Origin of the sequence: Streptomyces sp. NBC_01481 (assembly GCF_026339995.1) — a bacterium.
Lineage (GTDB): Bacteria > Actinomycetota > Actinomycetes > Streptomycetales > Streptomycetaceae > Streptomyces.
In genome coordinates, this window is the sequence record NZ_JAPEPT010000002.1 from 77,213 (window position 1) to 92,319 (window position 15,107).

A 15,107-nucleotide genomic window follows, 5' to 3' on the forward strand; every position below is an offset into this window, starting at 1 on the left:
CGGGTCCCATACTGGGATGCTTGTAGGTGCACGGGTGGGACACAGATCGACATGGGGGCTTCAGGGTTGTGGAGGACAGGGTGCGGGTGGTCATCGCCGAGGACTCAGTGCTGCTTCGGGAGGGCCTGACCCGGCTGCTGACCGACCGCGGGCACGATGTGGTCGCCGGCGTGGGGGACGCCGAGGCGCTGATCAAGACGATCGGTGATCTCGCGGCGCAGGAGTCGCTGCCCGATGTCGTGGTCGCGGACGTGCGGATGCCGCCCACACATACGGATGAGGGTGTACGGGCGGCGGTGCAGCTGCGCCGGGAGCATCCGGGGATCGGGGTGCTGGTCCTTTCGCAGTACGTCGAGGAGCAGTACGCCACCGAGCTGCTGGCGGGCAGCAGCCGCGGCGTGGGCTATCTGCTCAAGGACCGGGTGGCCGAGGTGCGTGAGTTCGTGGACGCCGTGGTGCGGGTGGCCCGGGGCGGCACCGCGCTGGACCCCGAGGTCGTGGCGCAGCTGCTGGGCCGCAGCCGTAAGCAGGATGTGCTGGCAAATCTCACCCCGCGCGAGCGTGAGGTCCTGGGCCTGATGGCCGAGGGACGTACGAATTCAGCGATCGCCAAGCAGTTGGTGGTGAGCGACGGCGCGGTGGAGAAGCATGTCAGCAACATCTTTCTGAAGCTCGGGCTGTCCCCCAGCGACGGGGATCACCGGCGTGTACTGGCGGTGTTGACCTACCTGAACTCGTAATTGACTGACACTCTGTCAGATATTGAGCGGGTCGTTAGTCCCAGAACCAAAGTATGAATGGGGAGCGTCTTACAGGAAGGACCCGGGGGGCGAACGAAATATGGCAAACCAGGGCGCCGGGAAGTCTCAAAAGGATGTCCGGCATATGAGCGGTCCAGGGAAGGCGACCCTTACGGACGTAGGGTGGCTAATGGGACGGCCGGTGGGCCGACCGGGCCCGAGCAGCCGCCTCGAGGGAGGTCCAGTTCAGTGACCAGCCAGGTCAGTAGCCCAGCCGAGCAGGCCGATGAGGCCGATGACGAGTCCAATGAGGCTCTTGTCGGGGAACAGCGCAAGCCCGCCGGCAACAAGGAGATCCGCCGACTGGACCGGGTGATCATCCGCTTCGCGGGTGACTCCGGTGACGGGATGCAGCTCACGGGTGACCGGTTCACCTCGGAGACAGCGTCGTTCGGGAACGACCTGTCGACGCTGCCGAACTTCCCCGCCGAGATCCGGGCCCCGGCCGGCACCCTGCCCGGGGTTTCCAGCTTCCAGCTGCACTTCGCCGACCACGACATCCTGACCCCCGGCGACGCGCCGAACGTGCTGGTGGCGATGAACCCGGCCGCCCTGAAGGCCAACATCGGCGACGTGCCGCGCGGCGGCGAGATCATTGTCAACACGGACGAATTCGCCAAGCGGGCGATGGCCAAGGTCGGCTACGACACCTCCCCGCTGGAGGACGGCTCGCTGGACGCCTACCACGTCCACCCCGTGCCGCTGACGACGATGACCATTGAGGCGCTCAAGGACTTCGGGCTGTCCCGCAAGGAGGCCGAGCGCAGCAAGAACATGTTCGCGCTGGGGCTGCTGTCGTGGATGTACCACCGCCCCACCGAGGGCACCGAGACGTTCCTGCGGACCAAGTTCGCCAAGAAGCCGACCATCGCGGAGGCGAACATCGCCGCGTTCTGGGCGGGCTGGAACTTCGGCGAGACGACCGAGGACTTCGCCGTGTCCTACGAGGTCGCCCCGGCCAGCACGGCCTTCCCGACCGGCACGTACCGCAATATTTCCGGGAACCTGGCCCTGTCGTACGGGCTGATCGCCGCGAGCAAGCAGGCCGATCTGCCGCTGTATCTGGGCTCGTATCCGATCACGCCGGCCTCCGACATCCTGCACGAGCTGTCCAAGCACAAGAATTTCGGGGTACGCACCTTCCAGGCCGAGGACGAGATCGCCGGGATCGGTGCGGCGCTGGGCGCGGCGTTCGGCGGGGCGCTGGGGGTGACCACCACCTCCGGGCCGGGTGTGGCACTGAAGTCCGAGACGATCGGGCTTGCGGTCTCGCTGGAGCTGCCGCTGCTGGTGGTGGACATTCAGCGCGGCGGGCCCTCGACCGGGCTGCCGACCAAGACCGAGCAGGCCGATCTGCTGCAGGCGATGTTCGGCCGCAACGGTGAGGCGCCGGTGCCGATCGTGGCGCCGCGGACGCCTGCGGACTGTTTCGACGCCGCTCTGGAGGCCGCCCGGATCGCCATCACCTACCGGACTCCGGTGATGCTGCTGTCGGACGGCTATCTGGCCAACGGCTCCGAGCCGTGGCGGATCCCCGACGTGGACGAGCTGCCCGATCTGCGAGTTCAGTTCGCCACCGGCCCCAACCACACCCTGCCCGACGGCAGCGAAGTCTTCTGGCCCTACAAGCGCGACCCCAAGACGCTGGCGCGGCCGTGGGCGGTGCCCGGCACGCCGGGGCTGGAGCACCGGGTCGGCGGGATCGAGAAGCAGGACGGCACCGGCAACATCTCCTACGACCCGGCCAACCACGACTTCATGGTCCGTATCCGCCAGGCCAAGATCGACGGCATCGAGGTCCCGGACCTGACCGTGGACGACCCGGACTCGGCCCGCACCCTGGTGCTCGGCTGGGGCTCCACCTACGGCCCCATCACCGCCGCCGTCCGCCGCCTGCGCGCCGCCGGGCTGCCCATCGCCCAGGCGCATCTGCGCCACCTCAACCCCTTCCCGAGGAATCTTGGAGAGGTTCTGGGGCGTTACGAGAAGGTAGTGGTACCGGAGATGAACCTCGGCCAGCTCGCCACCCTGATCCGGGCGAGATATCTGGTCGACGCGCACAGCTACAACCAGGTCAACGGCATGCCGTTCAAGGCCGAGCAGCTGGCCACGGCTCTCAAGGAGGCCATCAATGACTGAGGCGCTCTCACTGGTGCCCAAGGCCGAGGCCAAGCAGTCCATGAAGGACTTCAAGTCCGACCAGGAGGTGCGATGGTGCCCGGGCTGCGGTGACTACGCGATCCTCGCCGCCGTTCAGGGCTTCATGCCCGAGCTCGGCCTGGCGAAGGAGAACATCGTCTTCGTCTCCGGGATCGGCTGCTCCTCCCGCTTCCCGTACTACATGAACACCTACGGGATGCACTCCATCCACGGCCGCGCCCCCGCCATCGCCACCGGCCTGGCCTCCTCGCGGCGGGACCTGTCGGTGTGGGTGGTCACCGGCGACGGCGACGCGCTGTCCATCGGCGGCAACCACCTCATCCATGCCCTGCGCCGCAACGTGAACCTGAAGATCCTGCTGTTCAACAACCGGATCTACGGCCTCACCAAGGGCCAGTACTCCCCGACCTCCGAGGTCGGCAAGATCACCAAGTCGACGCCGATGGGCTCTCTGGACGCCCCCTTCAACCCGGTGTCGCTGGCGATCGGCGCCGAGGCCTCCTTCGTCGCCCGCACCATCGACTCCGACCGTAAACACCTCACCGAGGTACTGCGCCAGGCCGCCGACCACCAGGGCACGGCGCTGGTGGAGATCTACCAGAACTGCAACATCTTCAACGACGGCGCCTTCGAGGCCCTCAAGGACAAGCAGCAGGCCGAAGAGGCCGTCATCCGCCTCCAACACGGACAGCCCATCCGCTTCGGCACCGACAACGACAAGGGCGTCATCCGCGACCCGGCCACCGGCGACCTGAAGGCCGTCCACATCACCGCCGACAACGAGTCGCAGATCCTCGTCCACGACGCGCACAACCCCAGCCCCACCACCGCCTTCGCGCTGTCCCGCCTCGCCGATCCCGACACCCTGCACCAGACGCCGATCGGCGTGCTGCGCAGCGTCGAGCGGCCCGTCTACGACACCCAGATGTCCGACCAGCTCGACACCGCCATCGAGCAGAACGGCAAGGGCGACCTCGCCGCCCTTCTCGCCGGCAACGACACCTGGACGGTCGTCGGCTGACGTACGGCTGAGCCACCGAGGCCCGGACCTCCCCTCAGGAGGTCCGGGCTTCGTCGTACGCGGTACGCGCGGCAAGGACCTCGTCCGTCCGCTTCTCCGTCCAGCGGGCCAGGCCCCACACCTGCTCGGCGGCCTCCTTGCCGAGCCCGGTCAGCGAATAGTCGACGCGCGGCGGGATCACCGGCTTGGCGTCGCGGTGCACAAAGCCGTCGCGCTCCAGCGTCTGGAGGGTCTGGGCAAGCATCTTCTCGCTGACGCCGCCGACCTCGCGGCGCAGCTCGCTGAAGCGGTACGAGCGCTCCAGCAGTGCGGCGAGAACGAGCACGCCCCAGCGGCTGGTGACGTGCTCAAGGATCAGACGCGAGGGGCACATCGCCTGATTGACGTCGGGGTCTCTCCTTACGGCCATGCCAGTACCTTACTTCAAAGTGGGTACTCTCCAACAGTTAGTGCACGCCCTAGGGTGAGCTTTGGAACCGCGCCGAACAAGGAGAAATCACCCATGAGCATCGTCGTCACCGGAGCCACCGGAGCCCTTGGCCGTCTCGTCATCGAGGAGCTGCTCGCCATCGTCCCCGCGGAGCAGCTGGCCGCCGTCGTCCGCAACAAGGAGAAGGCCGCGGATCTCGCTGCGCGCGGCATCGAGCTGCGTATCGCCGACTACAGCGAGCCCGGGACGCTGGCCGGGGCCTTCCGCGCAGGTGACCGCGTGCTGCTGATATCCGGCAGCGAGGTCGGCCGGCGGGTGCCGCAGCACGCCGCCGTGATCGAGGCGGCGAAGGCGGCTGGCGTCGCGCAGCTCGCGTACACGAGCGTGCTGGGCGGGCCCGGCGCCGACTTCCGGCTGGCAGCCGAGCACCAGGTCACCGAGCAGGCGATCGCCGACTCCGGACTGCCGTACACCTTCCTGCGCAACGGCTGGTACACCGAGAACTACACCGAGCACCTCGCCCCCGTCCTGGAGCACGGCGCCGTCGTCGCCAGCGCCGGCGAGGGCCGGATCGCCTCCGCCTCCCGCGCCGACTACGCGGCGGCCGCGGCGGCCGCGCTGACCGGCGAGGGCCACCTGGGCACGGCGTACGAACTGAGCGGCGACGTCGCCTGGTCCTTCGCGGAGTACGCCGCCGAGCTCTCCCGGCAGACCGGCCGGACGATCACCTACAACAACGTCCCCGCCGAGGCGCACCTGGAGATCCTGACGGGCGCCGGGCTGCCCGGGCCGCTCGCCGAGATCTTCGTCGACGTCGACGCGGCGGTCGGGCGCGGGCTGCTGGCGGGCACGTCGGGCGACCTGGCGCGGCTGGCCGGGCGCCCCACCACTCCGCTCGCCGACTCGGTCGCGGCGGCACTCGCCGCGTCGTAGCCATCCATGATCCGTCATGACCGTATGGCGATACGGACATGACAGCCCGGCCCTGCGCGGCGTACCTTCGACGGGATATTGCGCGCGTGGGGCGGAGGGGCCAGTGAAGTCGGACGCTAAACAGCGGGCAGGACTGCTGTACGGGATCGGGGCCTACGGAATGTGGGGCCTGGTCCCGCTCTTCTGGCCGCTGCTGAAGCCGGCCGGAGCGCTGGAGATCCTCGCCCACCGGATGGTCTGGTCGCTGGCCGTCGTCGGCATCGCGCTGGTGGCGCTGAAGCGGTGGGCCTGGATACGGGAGCTGATACGTCAGCCCCGCAAGCTGGCCCTCATCTCGGTCGCCGCGTCGGTGATCACCGTCAACTGGGGCATCTACATCTGGGCCGTGAACTCCGGCCATGTCGTCGAGGCCTCGCTCGGCTACTTCATCAACCCGCTGGTCACCATCGCAATGGGCGTCCTGCTGCTCAAGGAGCGGCTGCGTCCGGCGCAGTGGGCGGCGGTCGGCACCGGCTTCGCGGCGGTGCTCGTCCTGGCGATCGGCTACGGGCAGCCGCCGTGGATCTCCCTGACGCTGGCCTTCTCCTTCGCGACGTACGGCCTGGTCAAGAAGAAGGTCAACATCGGCGGTCTGGAATCGCTCGCCGCCGAGACAGCGATCCAGTTCCTCCCCGCGCTCGGCTTTCTGCTGTGGCTGGGGGCGGACGGCTCTGCCTCCTTCGGCTCGCACGGCATGGGCCATGCGGCGCTGCTCGCCGCGACGGGTGTCGTGACTGCGGCGCCGCTGGTCTGCTTCGGCGCTGCGGCGATCCGCGTGCCGCTCTCCACGCTGGGGCTGCTGCAGTATCTGGCGCCGGTCTTCCAGTTCCTGCTGGGGATCCTGTACTTCCACGAGGCGATGCCTGCCGAGCGGTGGGCGGGCTTCGCGCTGGTGTGGCTGGCGCTGACGTGTCTGACGTGGGACGCGCTGCGGACGGCACGGCGTACGAGGGCGGAGGCGCTGCGGCTGGCCGCCGCGGCGGCCCCGTCCCGGGCGGCACAGGTCGCGGCGTCGCAGTCCCCGGAGCCGCAGTCTCCGCAGCCGCAGGCGGAACCTACGGCCTGACCCTCAGGCCACGCCCAGGGCGTCGGTGACCTCGCCCATCACGGCCTTCCAGTGCGCCCGCTGCCGCTCGCGCTCCTCCGCGTTCGCGAGACGCTCCTGATGGAAGCGGAGTACGGCCTTGCCCTCACCGGACGCCGAGACCGCGACCTGGAGGGTGCTCGTGCCGTACGTGAGCCGGACCCGGTCACCGGGCCGGTAGCTGCGCACCTCACCCGCGATCCCGTCCCCCGTCTCGTACGGCTCCCCCTTCTCGGTGGGCAGCCGGACACCCTCGCCGAGCCAGAGGGCGACGCCTTCGGGGCTCGCGATGAACTCCCACACGGCGGCCACCGGGAGAGGCAGGGTCCTGGACACGCCGATCTCCCAGCCGGCGTCCTGCGTGAGTCCTGTGGGCATGGTTCGGCCTCCTTCGTGGCGGACGCGGTGCGCCCGGACCTTGTTGCGGTTGCCGCACCGTTCCATGGCGCACCAGCGCCGCCGGCCCGGGCGTGAGGTGTCGACGAAGAGCAGATGGCAGTTGTGCGAGCCGCATTCGCGGATGCGGTGTGCGTACGGACCGGTGAAGAGGTCCACCGCATCGCGCGCCACGGCGGACAGCAGCTGGGTGCCGGTGGCCCCGGGCGCCCAGTCGCGGCCGCCGCGGTCGGTGATCCGGGGCGCGGGCGGGGTCTGCGCCGCGGCCTCGTTGACCACGGCCAGGTCGGCGGGGCTCGGGGCGCGGCCCTGTACCCGGGCCGAGGCCAGCCGCCACAGCGCGTCCCGGAGTACCCGTACGGCCCACACCTCGTCCGGCGCGACGACCGGCTCAAGACCGTCCGGCAGCCGGCTCTCGCCGGCCCAGCGCACCAGGTCGGCGGGCTCGTGCAGCACCTCGTACCGCGCGAAGTCGCCGGGTCCACCGGTCGTCAGCAGTTCAAGGCAGAGCGCGCCGGGGTCGAAACGAAAGTGACGCCCGTCCAGCGTATGCAGGTTCAGTCCTCTTGCAGGCTCGCTCACGTAACCACTATAAGTGGTTAGCATGACCCTGCACTGGAAACTGGTCGTCGATACGTCCGACCCGCACGCCCAGGCGGACTTCTGGGCCGAAGCCCTCGGCTACGAGGTCGAGGACAACAGCGCACTCATCGAGCGGCTGCGCGGATACGGGCAGTTGCCGGAAGGATCCACGGTCCAGTCGCACGGCCGGGACGCCTTTCGCGACTACGTCGCCATCCGGCATCCGGACGATCCGTTCGACAAGGACACGGGGATGGGACGCGGGCGCCGGCTGCTCTTCCAGCGCGTACCGGAGCCGAAGACGACCAAGAACCGGCTCCATCTCGACCTGCACGTCGGCGCGGAGCAGCGCGTGGCGGAGGTGGCACGGCTGGAGGGCCTGGGGGCGCGGGTCCTCTACCACGCGGACCAGCCGGAGGGCGTGTGGACGACAATGGCCGACCCGGAAGGCAATGAGTTCTGCGTGGAGTAACCGGGCCCGGTGGCGGATCCCGCTACTCCGCCTCGTTCCAGCTGAACGACTCCAGCCCCTCGCACTCCTCCTCGGAGTCCGTCCACCGGCGGCGGATACGACGTGTGCCCAGCGCGACGAAGCCGACCAGCAGACCCATCACACCCACGGTGATGAACGCGACCACTACACCGACGCGCAGGAACATCTCACCGAAGAGGGTCAGGAGGACGAATGGGTCCAGGTTCATGCCGTCAGCTTGCGGCCCGGCGGCTTCTTCCGCTCCCGGCCTGCGGCCCCGTACCTGAACAGCGCCGCGGCATTGCCCATTCCGTGACCCGTATCAACCCTGTCGGCGCCTGATCGTCCGGCATGCGAACACCACTGACCGGTTTCCGCCCTTGACGGTGAGTCAAACTCTCGCTGAACTCTCAGCACGTACCGCGCACCAACAGCTCCAACGCCCTGGGACCCGCCATCCCAGGGCGTCTCGCACGTTCCGTCCTGTCCCCGTTCGGAATTCGGAGCCCCCACACATGCCCCTGTCCTTGCCCAGACGGTCCCTGCCCATACGCACGGCCGCGGCCGCCGCGCTCGCCCTCGCCGGGCTGCTCGCATCCGCCGCGCCCGCGGCCACCGCGGCACCGGCGCCGGTGCTCGCCGCCCCCGACATACCCCTCGCCAACGTCAAGGCGCATCTCACCCAGCTCCAGTCGATAGCCACCGCCAACGGCGGCAACCGTGCCCACGGGCGTACCGGCTACAAGGCGTCCATCGACTACGTGAAGGCCAAGCTGGACGCGGCCGGATTCACCACGTCCCTCCAGCAGTTCACCTCCAGCGGCGCCACCGGCTACAACCTGATAGCCGACTGGCCCGGGGGTGACGCCAACCAGATCGTGATGGCGGGCGCGCACCTGGACTCGGTCTCCTCGGGTGCAGGCATCAACGACAACGGCTCGGGCTCCGCAGGCGTACTCGAGACCGCCCTCGCCGTCTCCCGCGCCCAGTTCCAGCCCACAAAGCATCTGCGATTCGCCTGGTGGGGCGCGGAGGAGCTGGGCCTGGTCGGGTCGAAGTACTACGTCAACAACCTTCCCGCCACCGAGCGTTCGAAGATCTCCGGCTATCTCAACTTCGACATGATCGGCTCACCGAACCCCGGCTACTTCGTCTACGACGACGACCCGGCGATCGAGAAGACCTTCAAGGACTACTTCGCCGGTCTGAGCGTCCCCACCGAGATCGAGACCGAGGGCGACGGCCGCTCCGACCACGCTTCGTTCAAGAACGTCGGCATACCGGTCGGCGGTCTGTTCACCGGCGCGAGCCGTACGAAGTCCAGCGCCCAGGCACAGAAGTGGGGCGGCACGGCGGGCCAGGCATTCGACAGCTGCTACCACTCCTCGTGCGACACGAGCGCGAACATCAACGACACCGCGCTCGACCGCAACAGCGATGCGATCGCGCACGCGATCTGGACGCTGTCCTCCGGGACGACCACCCCGCCGGGTGATGTGTACGAGTCCACGGCGGACGTGGCCATCCCGGACAACGGCGCGGCGGTCACCTCCTCGGTCAGCGTCACCGGCCGCACCGGCAATGCGCCGAGCACCCTCAAGGTCGGCGTGGACATCATCCACACCTGGCGCGGCGACCTCGTCGTCGATCTGCTCGCCCCGGACGGAACGGTCTACAACCTCAAGCCGTTCAGCTCCTCCGACTCGGCGGACAACGTCCAGGCGACGTACACGGTCAATGCCTCCTCCGAGGTGGCCAACGGCACCTGGAAGCTCCGCGTCCAGGACAAGGCGGCGTACGACACCGGCTACATCAACAGCTTCAAGCTCACCTTCTGAGACACCTTGCGGGAGGTCTCCGCGACCGCCACCCCCCATGGGCTGCATGCGTGTGCATATACTGCACACGCATGCAGTCGCATTCGAGGGGTAGCCATGGACCGGACGTTCCTGTTCCTGCTGGGCAGCAGCCGCACCGGCGGCAACACCGAGACGCTGGCCCGCCTGGCCGCCGAACAGCTTCCGGCCGGGGCCGAGCAGCGCTGGCTGCGGCTGTCCGAGCTCCCCCTCGCGGAGTTCGAGGACCTGCGCCATGAGGGCGACGGCACCTACCCCGCACCCACCGGGCACGCCGCGACCCTGCTGGACGCCACCCTGGAGGCGACCGACCTCGTCATCGCGTCCCCGCTGTACTGGTACAGCGTCTCGACCTCGGTCAAGCGCTATCTCGACCACTGGTCGGGCTGGCTGCGGGTGCCGGGCGCGGACTTCAGGGCGCGGATGGCGGGGCGGACGCTGTGGGGCGTCACCTCGTACGCGAGCACCGCCGACAAGGCCGAGCCGCTGATCGGCACCCTGCGCAACACCGCCGACTTCATGGGCATGCGCTTCGGCGGCGTCCTGCTCGGCAACGGCACCCGGCCGGGTCAGGTGGAGAACGACGCGGACGCCACCGCCCGGGCCAAGGAATTCTTCACGCCATGACGCACGCGCCAACGCCTTTCAGGCCGTGACGTCCTTCGTCGTGAAGCGCGCCCACGCCGCCGATCCGAAGACCGCCGCGTAGGCCCCCTGCAGACCGAGGTTCTTCAGCACCTCGTCCCAGTACACCGGTTCTCGCAGCAGGTCCGCGAACGACAGCCAGTAGTGCGGGAAGAGATACGGATGGATCCCGTTCAACTGCGGGATCGTGTCCAGGATCTGCACCGTGATCAGCAATCCGACGGTCGTTGCCATCGCCGCGATGCCGCTGCCCGTCAGGGTCGAGACGAACAGGCCCAGTGCCGCGATCCCGGTCAGCGACGCCGCGACGACGACGGCGATCAGCCCGGCCCGCAGCAGCCCGTCCCCGAAGGAGATCCGGGTGCCGGAGATCGTCGTGACCTCGCCGAGCGGGAAGAGCAGCGCCCCGACGGCGAGCGCGGACGCCGCCACGACCAGGGTCGCTACGAGGCAGAAGGCGCAGGCCGTGGCGTACTTGGCGAGCAGCAGCCGGGTCCGCCCGGCCGGGGCGACGAGCAGATAGCGCAGTGTTCCGGCGTTCGCCTCGCCCGCGATCGCATCGCCCGCGACGACACCGATCGCCATCGGGAGAAAGACGGGCAGGGTCGCGGCGAGCGCGGCGAAGACCAGGAACAGGCCGTTGTTGGTGATCTGCGTGATGAACGCGGGCCCCTGGCCGCTGCCGCCGCCGGCCTGCCCGCCGCCGCTCGTCTCGATCTTGACGGCGATGCCGATCAGTACGGGAACGGCGGCCAGCACGCCCAGCAGGGCGAGTGTGCGCCAGCGCCGCAGTGTGGTGGTCAGCTCGGAGCGGAAGAGGCCGAGCGTCCACAGTGGGCTGCTCGTCCTTTCGCCCGCGGCCACTGCGAGCGTGTCAGCCTGCGACATCGAAGCCCTCCCCGGTCAGCGCGACGAAGGCGTCCTCGAGCGATGCCCGCTCGACCCCGAAGCCCCGTACCCGTACGCCTGCCCGGACCAGCGCCGCGTTGAGATCAGCGAGGTCCTTGGCGGGCGGTTCTCCGGTCACCCTTTCGTCGGTGACGGCCAGATCGGTCACACCCTGCTCCTTGAGAATGCGCGCGGCATCGGCCGGGTCGGGGGTGGTGACCACCAGCCGCCCGAGCGCGCCCGCCGCGAGATCGGCGACCGGACCCTGAGTGAGCAGCCGCCCCTGGGCCATCACCGCCGCATGCGTACAGACCTGTTCGATCTCGTCGAGGAGATGGGAGGAGAGGAAGACCGTGGTCCCATCGGCCGCCAACTCCCGTACCAGCGACCGGATCTCACGCATGCCCTGCGGGTCGAGGCCATTGGTCGGCTCGTCGAGCACCAGCAGTTTCCGCGGCTGCAGCAGCGCGGCCGCGAGTCCCAGCCGCTGCTTCATGCCGAGGGAGTACGCCTTGGCCTTCTTGCCCGCGGCCGAGGTCAGCCCGACCCGGTCCAGCGCGGCGGCGACGCGGCGGCGCCGGGTGCGCGGATCGGCGCTGGGGTCGGCGGAGTCGTAGCGCAGCAGATTGTCCCGGCCGTTCAGGAACCCGTACAGCGCGGGCCCTTCGATCAGCGCGCCCACCTGCGGCAGTACGGTGCGCACGGCGCGCGGCATGGGTTTGCCGAGGACCGTGGCGCTGCCCGCGGTCGGCTCGATGAGCCCCATCAGCATCCGGATGGTGGTGGTCTTACCAGATCCGTTGGGGCCGAGGAACCCGAAGACGCTGCCGTCGGGCACGCTCAGATCCAGTCCGTCGACGGCCAACTGACCGCCCCGGTACCGCTTGGTGAGCCCGCGCGTCTCGATGACGGCTGTCATTCCGGTCCCCGTTCACTCGGTCAGCGGTCCGCCCCGCCGTACGGAGCGTACGGCGGGGCGGACTGTCAGCGCGTGTCGTGCAACCCAATGAGTGCTGTGTGGGGCTACTTGCCCTCGTTGGCGGCATTCACGAGCGCGTCCTTGGTCACGGCGCCGACATAGACCGTGCCGTCGTCCGTCATCAGGGCATTGACCAGGCGGGTCGTGAAGACCGTGCCCGAGCCGAACTTCCCCTCGACCTTGTCGCCGAGCGCGTCCAGGAGCTTGCTCGCCTCCGGCGGCACGTCGCCGTCCTTCGGCGCGCCGGAGCCCTGGCCACCGGGCATCTCGATCTTCGCGATGGAGGCCCAGCCCTCACCGATGACATTCAGGCCCTTGAAGTCCTCGGCACCCTCGAAGTCCTCGTGACCCTTGAGGTCCTTCGGGCCCTTGAAGTCCTCGTGGCTCCTGGCGCCCTTGCCCTTCTCCAGCTCGTCGGCCTCGGTGACCTTCGCGCCCTTGGGCGGGGTGAAGTCGAACGTGGAAGCGGCCGGCTTGGAGAAGTCGACCTTGGTGAAGCCCGCGTCGATCACGGCCTTGCCGCCGCTGGTCGGCGTGAGCGTGAACTTCAGCGGGACGCCGTTCTCCGCGTCCACCGCGATCTTGATCGAGCCGATCGTCGAACCGCTCTGCTTGGGCTTGATGACCAGCTGGTACGCATCGCGCCCTGCCACCTGCGCGGTACCACCGACGGTCACCGACGTGGTGTCGTCCGCGGCCTTCAGCGCCTCGTCGGCGAATTGCTTCGGCGTGGTCGGGAGGTCCTTCGGCAGGGCTCCGTGCTCCTTGCCCTTCTCACCGGAGCCGCCGTCCTTGGCGTGGAAGGCCTCGTTCGAGGCGCTGTCGTACGCCCAGACCTCGTCGCCGTTGTGGATCAGGCTGTACTCGGCGGCGTCCTCCAGGATGGAGACCTTCGCCTTGTCGGGGCCGTCGGCCGCGACGCGCAGGGTGTGCGAGCCGGAGGCGAGTTCCATCAGCTTGCCCTGGGGATCGGCGGACGAGCCGTCGCCCCCGCCACCACCCTTGGGGCCGAAGGAGCCGCCGCCCAGCCCCGCGAGGCCGCCCAGCGGGAGGCCGAGGTCCGTGTTGATCTTCACGCTGCCGGACAGCTGCTGGGTCTCCGACGCGGCCATCTTCTCGATGAGTTCCTGCGCGCTGATCTTCGGCAGATCCGGGTCACCGGAGGCAGCGAGCGCCGGGACGAGCCCGATGGTCGCCGCCGCCACCCCGGCCACCGCGACCGGGACGAAGTAGCGCGCTGCCCTGCGGCGGCCCGCTGCGAGGTCCTCGGCCTCTTCGGTGGTCTGTGCGCTGTCGTTCGGTGCCATGGTGTGCCCTACCTCCGTGGTTGGTCAGGTTCCACTGCATCCATCTGACCAAATCGGGCGAACGGAAGCGTCAGCCCGCGGGAGCAACTTGGCGTACTGCTATGGGATGACAGAAGGACGCGGCGCCTCCCCCGACCAGTAGGGGAAGCGCCGCAGGCCCAGTTGAGGAGGGGTTACTTCTGGATGAAGACGTAGTCGGCCCCGTAGGGGACGCCGACGACGGCTCCCTTCTCACAGCTGCCGGCCGGGGCGACGCCGCCCACGGTGTTGAGCCGGAAGATCTCCTGCGTGCCGGCCAACAGGCCCCGCTTCTTGCCCGACTGGGTCGCCTTCAGGTCCAGCTCGGCGATGTTCTTGTCGCCATTCGGGGTCTTGCTGATCAGCTTTCCGGTGACGGCGCTGTGGTCCGGCGCGATCCACTGCGGCGTACCGGAGTTGGGGGCGACGAAGGAGTGGGCGATGTTCCCGCCGAGGACGGCGCGCACATCGCGCTGCTGGAAGGAGAGCGAGCCGTCCTCGCCCTTCTTGCACTCGTAGATCTGCTTGCCCTTGACCACGGATGCCTGGAAGTTGTCGAGGGCGTCTGCGAAGTTGAAGGAGCCGGTCACCTTGTGGAACTGGCCGCGGACGGCGCCGCCCGGGAACTGTGCGGTGTGCAGGTTGGCGTAGAAGCCGTTCGGGTCGGCCTTGAAGGCGTCGAGCACGGCCTTGTCCTTGACCTTGACCGTGCCGGCGACGGCGCCGGTCCAGCCCTTGGCCTTGGTCCTGCCCTTGCCGACCAGCTCGGTGAAGTCGATCTTGATGCCGCCGTTGGTGCCCTTCGCGCCCTGGTGGATGTGGAGGGCGGTCGGCTTGTCGGTGCCGCGGAACTTCACGGCGACGGACACCTTGTCACCCTTGACCTTCACGAACTCCAGCGCGGCGCCGTCGCGGTCACCGACGGCGGGCCCACCCTGCACCGGCACCTCGTTGGCGCCGTTCAGGCTGGAAACGAAGAGGGAGGCAGCACTGTCCGGGCCGCTGCCGCCGCTCTGGACCGAGATGCTCGCGCCGCTGTCCCCCTGGCCCCCGTGGCCGGCGGTGGAGCTCTTGCTGTCGGCGAAGGCCGGCAGAACGGCGAGCGCGACGCCCGCGGCTGTGGCGACGGCGGTCGTACCGACAAGAAGTGCCTTGTTGCGCTTCATTCTGAAATCTCCCCGTACTGATGCCAACGCCCGGTGCGTGGCTTCCGGCATGAGTACGGAGTCGATCCGAGATTGGACTCAATCCAAGAGTGAGACCTGCGTCACATCCTTCGGGTGGAACCCGAAGGCAGGTCGCAGGCGTGATAACTGGCTTGTCAGTCCGCCCGCCGGCGGTCATGGACCGAGGGCGTTGCCCTAGGGCCTGTCGTTCGGATCTTGCCGGGTTCGCGTGCCCTGGCACGCACGCTCGCCGCGTTGTCGTCAGTCGCCGACGCTCCGCGTCGGCTCCTTCCTCCGCCTTGCGATCGCACGCACCAGACCCCGCTCACTG

The 15,107-nt window shown here is 68.9% G+C and carries 15 protein-coding genes and 1 pseudogene; 8 read left to right on the top strand and 8 right to left on the bottom strand.

Annotation, left to right across the window (positions count from 1 at the left end):
* Window positions 1-80: 80 nt before the first annotated feature.
* The 3 genes from OOK40_RS10780 (at window position 81) to OOK40_RS10790 (ending at window position 3,981) form a co-directional block, all read left to right on the top strand.
* On the top strand, window positions 81-740 hold the full coding sequence (locus tag OOK40_RS10780) for a response regulator transcription factor (protein ID WP_323136067.1): 660 nt from the start codon (window positions 81-83) through the stop codon (window positions 738-740).
* 249 nt (window positions 741-989) lie between these two features.
* Window positions 990-2,939 carry a 2-oxoacid:acceptor oxidoreductase subunit alpha gene (locus OOK40_RS10785; protein ID WP_266479274.1) on the top strand — a complete coding sequence of 650 codons (1,950 nt, stop codon included), beginning with the start codon at window positions 990-992 and terminating at the stop codon, window positions 2,937-2,939.
* Window positions 2,932-3,981: a 2-oxoacid:ferredoxin oxidoreductase subunit beta gene (locus OOK40_RS10790; RefSeq protein ID WP_266479276.1), complete on the top strand. Its 1,050-nt coding sequence runs from the start codon at window positions 2,932-2,934 to the stop codon at window positions 3,979-3,981. Before OOK40_RS10785 ends, OOK40_RS10790 begins: the two co-directional genes overlap by 8 nt.
* A 34-nt stretch (window positions 3,982-4,015) precedes the next feature.
* On the opposite strand, the gene OOK40_RS10795 is transcribed toward OOK40_RS10790, so the two are convergent.
* Window positions 4,016-4,390 carry a helix-turn-helix domain-containing protein gene (locus OOK40_RS10795; RefSeq protein ID WP_266479278.1) on the bottom strand — a complete coding sequence of 125 codons (375 nt, stop codon included), beginning with the start codon at window positions 4,388-4,390 and terminating at the stop codon, window positions 4,016-4,018.
* Window positions 4,391-4,483: 93 nt separating this feature from the next.
* On the opposite strand from OOK40_RS10795, the gene OOK40_RS10800 reads away from it, so the two are divergent.
* Window positions 4,484-5,344 (top strand): SDR family oxidoreductase, encoded by an 861-nt coding sequence (locus tag OOK40_RS10800; protein ID WP_266479281.1) that lies wholly within the window; start codon window positions 4,484-4,486, stop codon window positions 5,342-5,344.
* A gap of 103 nt (window positions 5,345-5,447) precedes the next feature.
* Window positions 5,448-6,449 (top strand): EamA family transporter RarD, encoded by a 1,002-nt coding sequence (gene rarD, locus OOK40_RS10805; RefSeq protein ID WP_266479286.1) that lies wholly within the window; start codon window positions 5,448-5,450, stop codon window positions 6,447-6,449.
* A gap of 3 nt (window positions 6,450-6,452) precedes the next feature.
* Here the strand turns inward: rarD and OOK40_RS10810 are convergent, their stop codons facing one another.
* Both OOK40_RS10810 and OOK40_RS10815 read right to left on the bottom strand, forming a co-directional pair.
* Window positions 6,453-6,845 carry an SRPBCC domain-containing protein gene (locus OOK40_RS10810; RefSeq protein WP_266481579.1) on the bottom strand — a complete coding sequence of 131 codons (393 nt, stop codon included), beginning with the start codon at window positions 6,843-6,845 and terminating at the stop codon, window positions 6,453-6,455.
* 24 nt (window positions 6,846-6,869) lie between these two features.
* A pseudogene (locus OOK40_RS10815) lies at window positions 6,870-7,469 on the bottom strand (ABATE domain-containing protein); the annotation flags it as partial.
* Between OOK40_RS10815 and OOK40_RS10820 the strand changes: the two are divergent.
* The gene (locus OOK40_RS10820; RefSeq protein WP_266479290.1) at window positions 7,468-7,917 is read left to right on the top strand and encodes a VOC family protein; all 450 of its coding nucleotides are present in this window, start codon (window positions 7,468-7,470) and stop codon (window positions 7,915-7,917) included. The pseudogene OOK40_RS10815 and the gene OOK40_RS10820 overlap by 2 nt on opposite strands.
* 22 nt (window positions 7,918-7,939) lie before the next feature.
* On the opposite strand, the gene OOK40_RS10825 is transcribed toward OOK40_RS10820, so the two are convergent.
* A complete protein-coding gene (locus tag OOK40_RS10825) occupies window positions 7,940-8,146 on the bottom strand; it encodes a hypothetical protein (protein ID WP_266479292.1) in 207 nt (68 codons plus the stop codon).
* Between the two features lie 286 nt (window positions 8,147-8,432).
* Here OOK40_RS10825 and OOK40_RS10830 point away from each other — a divergent pair, with 286 nt between their 5' ends.
* Window positions 8,433-9,755 (top strand): M28 family metallopeptidase, encoded by a 1,323-nt coding sequence (locus OOK40_RS10830; protein WP_266479294.1) that lies wholly within the window; start codon window positions 8,433-8,435, stop codon window positions 9,753-9,755.
* Between the two features lie 96 nt (window positions 9,756-9,851).
* Complete coding sequence (locus OOK40_RS10835) at window positions 9,852-10,400, top strand: flavodoxin family protein (protein ID WP_266479297.1); 549 nt, start codon at window positions 9,852-9,854, stop codon at window positions 10,398-10,400.
* An 18-nt stretch (window positions 10,401-10,418) separates the two neighbouring features.
* On the opposite strand, the gene OOK40_RS10840 is transcribed toward OOK40_RS10835, so the two are convergent.
* From OOK40_RS10840 to OOK40_RS10855, 4 genes are all read right to left on the bottom strand, one after another.
* On the bottom strand, window positions 10,419-11,306 hold the full coding sequence (locus OOK40_RS10840) for an ABC transporter permease (RefSeq protein WP_266479299.1): 888 nt from the start codon (window positions 11,304-11,306) through the stop codon (window positions 10,419-10,421).
* A complete protein-coding gene (locus OOK40_RS10845) occupies window positions 11,293-12,225 on the bottom strand; it encodes an ABC transporter ATP-binding protein (RefSeq protein ID WP_266479302.1) in 933 nt (310 codons plus the stop codon). The genes OOK40_RS10840 and OOK40_RS10845 overlap by 14 nt, the downstream gene beginning before the upstream one ends.
* A gap of 104 nt (window positions 12,226-12,329) precedes the next feature.
* Window positions 12,330-13,592, bottom strand: a complete 1,263-nt coding sequence (locus OOK40_RS10850; protein ID WP_266479304.1) for a DUF2092 domain-containing protein — start codon at window positions 13,590-13,592, stop codon at window positions 12,330-12,332.
* A gap of 173 nt (window positions 13,593-13,765) precedes the next feature.
* Window positions 13,766-14,776 (bottom strand): CHRD domain-containing protein, encoded by a 1,011-nt coding sequence (locus OOK40_RS10855; protein ID WP_266479307.1) that lies wholly within the window; start codon window positions 14,774-14,776, stop codon window positions 13,766-13,768.
* Window positions 14,777-15,107: the final 331 nt, after the last annotated feature.

Excerpts from the sequence above, each read along its gene's own strand:
- OOK40_RS10790 (WP_266479276.1), top strand. The coding sequence starts at position 2,932 with ATGACTGAGGCGCTCTCACTGGTGCCCAAGGCCGAGGCCAAGCAGTCC.
- OOK40_RS10795 (WP_266479278.1), bottom strand. The coding sequence starts at position 4,390 with ATGGCCGTAAGGAGAGACCCCGACGTCAATCAGGCGATGTGCCCCTCG.
- OOK40_RS10800 (WP_266479281.1), top strand. The coding sequence starts at position 4,484 with ATGAGCATCGTCGTCACCGGAGCCACCGGAGCCCTTGGCCGTCTCGTC.
- OOK40_RS10810 (WP_266481579.1), bottom strand. The coding sequence starts at position 6,845 with ATGCCCACAGGACTCACGCAGGACGCCGGCTGGGAGATCGGCGTGTCC.
- OOK40_RS10820 (WP_266479290.1), top strand. The coding sequence starts at position 7,468 with ATGACCCTGCACTGGAAACTGGTCGTCGATACGTCCGACCCGCACGCC.
- OOK40_RS10825 (WP_266479292.1), bottom strand. The coding sequence starts at position 8,146 with ATGAACCTGGACCCATTCGTCCTCCTGACCCTCTTCGGTGAGATGTTC.
- OOK40_RS10830 (WP_266479294.1), top strand. The coding sequence starts at position 8,433 with ATGCCCCTGTCCTTGCCCAGACGGTCCCTGCCCATACGCACGGCCGCG.
- OOK40_RS10835 (WP_266479297.1), top strand. The coding sequence starts at position 9,852 with ATGGACCGGACGTTCCTGTTCCTGCTGGGCAGCAGCCGCACCGGCGGC.
- OOK40_RS10840 (WP_266479299.1), bottom strand. The coding sequence starts at position 11,306 with ATGTCGCAGGCTGACACGCTCGCAGTGGCCGCGGGCGAAAGGACGAGC.
- OOK40_RS10845 (WP_266479302.1), bottom strand. The coding sequence starts at position 12,225 with ATGACAGCCGTCATCGAGACGCGCGGGCTCACCAAGCGGTACCGGGGC.
- OOK40_RS10850 (WP_266479304.1), bottom strand. The coding sequence starts at position 13,592 with ATGGCACCGAACGACAGCGCACAGACCACCGAAGAGGCCGAGGACCTC.
- OOK40_RS10855 (WP_266479307.1), bottom strand. The coding sequence starts at position 14,776 with ATGAAGCGCAACAAGGCACTTCTTGTCGGTACGACCGCCGTCGCCACA.